This is a genomic window from Desulfovibrio sp. (assembly GCF_035644575.1).
GTDB lineage: Bacteria > Desulfobacterota > Desulfovibrionia > Desulfovibrionales > Desulfovibrionaceae > Desulfovibrio.
Genome location: NZ_DASQOG010000260.1, coordinates 1 through 4808, shown reverse-complemented (window position 1 = coordinate 4808; position 4808 = coordinate 1). Strand labels below are relative to the sequence as shown.

Genomic DNA, 4808 nt, shown 5'->3' with positions numbered 1-4808 from the left:
CCAGTTGGCCTGTAAGGAATGGCATGACCTGCCTGCCAATGAGACCAAGCAGCGCGGCACTCATCAGAATCCGCCGGATCTGAACCCCAACAACCTCAAGATTGTTCGTTTTCGCGAGCGTATGAAGCCTGACGGCACCGTCGTGTGGAACTTCTTCCCCGACCAGTGCCGCCACTGCATCACGCCCATTTGCAAGGAAGTGGCCGACTTGGCCGTGCCCGGCGCTATCATCAAGGACGCCAAAACGGGCATGGTCATAGCCACGGACAAGAGCGCCAAGCTGAGCCCCGAGGATGCGCAGGCCGTTATTGATGCCTGCCCCTACAACATCCCCCGGCTGGATCCCAAGACCAAGTGCCTGACCAAGTGCGACATGTGCATTGACCGCGTCACTGCGGGCATGCTGCCCATTTGCGTCAAGACGTGCCCCACGGGGACCATGGCTTTTGGCGAAAGGGAAGAAATCCTGCCCATGGCCAAAAAGCGGCTTGAGATTGTCAAAAAAACCTTCCCCAAGGCTTTTCTGGCTGATGTAGAGGACGTGAGCGTCATCTACCTGCTGGCGGAAGAAAAAGAACACTACTACGAATACGCGGCCTTCATGTAAGGCCTTATCCCCTCTACCCCCGCAGCCATACGACTGCGGGGGTAGAAAAGCACTGCGGGGGCTTGGCAAATCCTTCGCTTTGGTTCACCATCAGGGTACAATACCAGCAGGCACGTTTGCCTTGTTGCGGCGTGAACGTTGCTGGAGCGGCCCCTGGTTTTTGCCTCAACCGGTTGGCGCAGGCTCGCCTTGAATTGCGCGCTCGGCTCCAAGAGCTGGCGTTTGCCAAGGCAGCGTAAAGGTCTGTCAGTCCGGGCCTGATTGGTACGCGGAAATGACAGCACCGCTTGCACCTGCGCTGCGAAATGCCGGAATGAGCATTTTGAAAACATTGGGAGCAGAGCGTCTCAGTGTTGCATAGTTTGGGAAATCAGCCGGGAGTACCCTCGGCATACGGAGTATCAATGGCTGTAAAAAGGCAAACCGTTGCCCAAACCCTTGAAGAAGTTATCACCTGGCGTCCGGTTCTGGCCCCAGTGCTGCGGTCGTTTGAACCGTTGCTCACAGCCCAGGAGGAACTTGGCGATGCTGTGGCCGAAAGCCTGAAAAAGGCTGGGGTTTCGCTGCCGCAGGCTCAACCGCAGCGGATGGAACAGGGTGTTTCAATGCTTGCCGGAGCTTCCTTTGCGGGAGTGGCCCCAGCGGTGCGTATTTGCGCAGAAAAGCTGCTGCCCATGCTGTGCCGTATGGACGCCGTTGTTCCCCACAAGGCCAAGCTCAAGGATTTTTTTCTGAAATCTGACGGGGCTGAAGCCCAGCGAGCAGAAGAGCTGGTTTGCGCCGCTGCCTCGGGCGACAGGGATGCGCTGGCGGCTCTGGCTGAAAAAATTGGCCTTGACCCCCTGGTGCTGGACTTTGTGACAGGGTTCATCGTTGCGCCTATCTTGCGTGGCATGACCGCTCAGGCCGTAGCAGCGGAGGGCGACACCCCCTGGGAAGCCGGCGATGTGTGGCGGCAGGGCTATTGCCCTGTGTGCGGCGCACTGCCCACCATTGGTTGGATGGATAAACCCAGCATTGATGAAAAAAATGCTTTTCTCGCGGGCGGCGGCGGTAAAAAACATTTGCACTGCGGCGTGTGCGGCGCGGACTGGAAATTCCGTCGTGGCGCATGCCCCGCATGCGGCGAGGAAGGCAGCGGGGTTATGGAACTGCTGCGCGAAAGCGGCACTGCTCACGGTGAGCGGCTGGACTGGTGCACCAAGTGCAAGTCTTACTGCCCGGCGGTGGATCTGCGCGAGCGCGAGTCTGTTCCCAATCTGGATGCGCTGGCGCTTGGCATGATGCATCTGGATATGGTGGCCGCACGTAAAAAGCTGAAGCCAGTCAGGCCCTCATTCTGGAACATGTTTTAGCGGCAGCTTGCGGCAAGCACGAAAGCCGTTATTTGAAGCTGCCTTTACTGCAAAATTTATTGCTGGCAGTCTGACTGTCGGGGATTGCTGAGTCGGTTTGTTGAACCGTTTAAATGCTCCTGATGTAGCAGTCTTTAATTATTGCACATACAGGCATTATTAGGGTAGAACAACCGCTGCGGAGAGTGGTGTTGATGGCGGTTTTTCAGCCGCCTGTGGTGCGCCGGGGCTTGCTCCTGCGCTTTACGAACCCAGTAGGAGGAATTGCTGATGAAATATGTGACCTTGTTGCTGCTTGCGTTGAGCCTCGCGTGGGTTGGCGAAGTGCAGGCGCGTGATATCAAGGAAATGTCGCAGGTCATTAAAAAGCCTATTGAAATTCCTGGTGGAACATCCTCGCGTATGAGCGTCATGTTCCCCCACACGGCGCACAAAGGCATCAACTGCATGCACTGCCACCACGAAGTGGGCAGCGACAGCCGCTACGTAGCCTGTACCGAATGCCACGCCACCCCTGGTGCGCGCGAACGTGACCCCATGAGCATGTTCATGGCCTTCCACTCCAAGAATGGCGATCGCTCCTGCTACGGCTGCCACTCGCAGAAGGCTCAGGAAAATCCCGCCAAGTACGGCGCCAAGTTCAAGGGATGCCGTCCCTGCCATATGGCCGCCAGCGCCCGCGAAGCCGCCAAGCAGAAGTAAGCTCACTCCCGCCACAGGTATTATCTGTACTGTATAAAGGCCCCTTTCGGGGCCTTTATGCGTTGCAAAACAAACCAATCCAGGTGTGCTAGGTGCACTTGCAGGTCCGCCAGGCTGGGCATCCTCTCCCATGCGAATCTTCTTCAGTACATCATCGCGCCAATGGTGGCCGCTTCCGGCTGAACCCTGTTGGGCCTGAATAAACAGTAAAGAACTGCAACGTGGCATTGGGCGCAAAAAAAGGGCGTTTTGCAACGCCCTGATTCAATAGCCGAAAAGATTTTAACAAGATATCCGTCTAGAGGCCCAACTGGGAAAGCATGTCGTCAATAGCGCCCTGCGAAGCTCCGGCCTTGTCAGGCCCTTTGAGTTCGCTGCGGCCCTGGTTGAATTCCTTGACCGCCTGACGTGCTTCATCCTGCAATTCCTGAACGTTCTTGCTGGGGTCTTTTTCAGCCGCGTCCAGAATAAGGCCCGTGGAAACATAGAGCTCCACCACCATTGCCTCAATCTGGTTCAGGGCAGAAACAACCTTTTTAATGCGCTGGCCTGTGATGTCCTGAAAGCTCAGGGCGGTCAGCACTGAAGTGAGGTCATCGCCAAGGAGTTTGTTGTTTGCTTCCAGCTCGGCAATGGGGGCCGCATCCGCGCCGCCGTTAAGTAATCCTGCCAGATGCGCCGTATTCTGTTCCTGAAGATCCAGATGCCGCTCCACAATTTCCATGATGGTCATGGTGGCGCTTTCTGTGTCTTTCAGCACTTCATCAAGCTGGCTTGATGCTTCCAGAAATAGCGCATCCGGGTTTGGGGGGGGCAGGGGCTGGCCTTTGGAGGCAGTGGAGATGCGCTCAAAAATCTCTCTCAGACCCTGGCGCATTTCCGTGCTGATCTGCTTGTAAACTGCGGCTTCGGGCTTTTCGTCGCTCATGCCCGTCCCCTTTGCGCGCGGCGCGGTTTAATTTATGCGTTTAGAACCTTTGCGGGTGTATGGTCAAAGGTCAAATGCAGTAAAAACTCCGCCGCGCGAGGGCGCGGCGGAGCCGGGATACTTACTTGTTGGTCTTCAGAAACGTCTTGGCCCGCGCAGCTTCTGGCGAGTTGGGATATTTCTTGATCAGCTCTTCCAGGCGGGCTTTGGCAGCCGCAGACTGATTGAGCTTACTGAAGCTGATGCCCTGCTTGAGGTACGCGCCGGGCGCGCTGGAAGAAGAAGGGTACTTTTTGATAACAGCATCATATGCCAGGGCCGCATCCGCAAACTGGTTGCGCTGGAAATAGCATTCGGCCAGATAGTACTGGGCCTCGGGAGCCTGACTGTGGTCTTTGTAGTTTTTCAGAAAGTCATTGAAAGAACGCTGCGCCTCATCGTACTTGCGGGACTGGTAGGCGTTAACGCCAGCGTCAAAAAGCGCCAGCGAGATGTCCTTTTGGGGAGCCTGAACCTGCGGTTCGGGCTGAGGGCTGGGCTGGCCCCAGGTGCTGGAGCTGGGGTTGATGACGGGCTGCGGGTGTGCCGCTGCTGCGCCCTGATCGCCAGCGGCAGAGGCCGCAGCGTAGCCCACGGAACCCGCGGCCATGCCGCCTGCCGCTGCCTGCCCGTAAGAAGGCTGGCCATAACCCGGCTGGCTGAAAGCAGGTGCCGCCTGGGGGGCAACTTGAGGAGCCGCCTGGGGGGCCGCCTGCGCAAAGGGGGCTGCACCGCTGCCGCCGCTGGTCATGGGGTCGCCAAGGTTCAGGTTCAGCGCCATGCTGCGCTCCACCTGACGCAGAGCTTCATCGTGCGTTCTCACACGGCCCACCAGGGCTTTGGCGCCGCCTGCGTTTTGCAGATCGTCAATCTGGCCCTTGAGCGTGTTGACTTCCTGCCTCAGTGTCTGAATCTGGCTCCAGGCATCAGCCTGAGCAGGCTGCAACTGGCGCAACTGCACGTCTTGCTGCTGCACCTGCTGTTCCAGTGAGATGCTGCCATTACCGCTGCTGGTGCTGCCGCCCATGCAGCCGCCCAAAGGCAGCGCCGCGCAAGCCAGAGTCAGGATGTACATAGTACGGAGTGTGCGCATAGTACCCTCTTTCAATTTTGCACTTTTCCCAGAACTTTTTTTCGTCCGGTGAAAATATAGATGATTCCCCCCACACATGGCAGA

At 57.4% G+C, this 4808-nt stretch carries 5 protein-coding genes; 3 read left to right on the top strand and 2 right to left on the bottom strand.

Going from position 1 to position 4808, the window contains the following annotated elements; genetic code table 11:
• The 3 genes from VEZ52_RS14530 to VEZ52_RS14520 form a co-directional block, all read left to right on the top strand.
• Positions 1-607, top strand: a 607-nt coding sequence (locus VEZ52_RS14530; protein ID WP_324837450.1) for a 4Fe-4S dicluster domain-containing protein, incomplete at its 5' end; no start/stop codon positions are given.
• 404 nt (positions 608-1011) lie between these two features.
• Positions 1012-1962 carry a formate dehydrogenase accessory protein FdhE gene (locus VEZ52_RS14525; protein WP_324837449.1) on the top strand — a complete coding sequence of 317 codons (951 nt, stop codon included), beginning with the start codon at positions 1012-1014 and terminating at the stop codon, positions 1960-1962.
• Between the two features lie 270 nt (positions 1963-2232).
• Positions 2233-2664: a cytochrome c3 family protein gene (locus tag VEZ52_RS14520; protein ID WP_324837448.1), complete on the top strand. Its 432-nt coding sequence runs from the start codon at positions 2233-2235 to the stop codon at positions 2662-2664.
• Between the two features lie 298 nt (positions 2665-2962).
• On the opposite strand, the gene VEZ52_RS14515 is transcribed toward VEZ52_RS14520, so the two are convergent.
• Both VEZ52_RS14515 and ybgF read right to left on the bottom strand, forming a co-directional pair.
• Positions 2963-3592 (bottom strand): protein phosphatase CheZ, encoded by a 630-nt coding sequence (locus VEZ52_RS14515; protein WP_324837447.1) that lies wholly within the window; start codon positions 3590-3592, stop codon positions 2963-2965.
• 121 nt (positions 3593-3713) lie between these two features.
• Positions 3714-4724, bottom strand: coding sequence for a tol-pal system protein YbgF (gene ybgF, locus VEZ52_RS14510; protein ID WP_324837446.1), 1011 nt, complete (start codon positions 4722-4724; stop codon positions 3714-3716).
• Between the last annotated feature and the right edge of the window lie 84 nt (positions 4725-4808).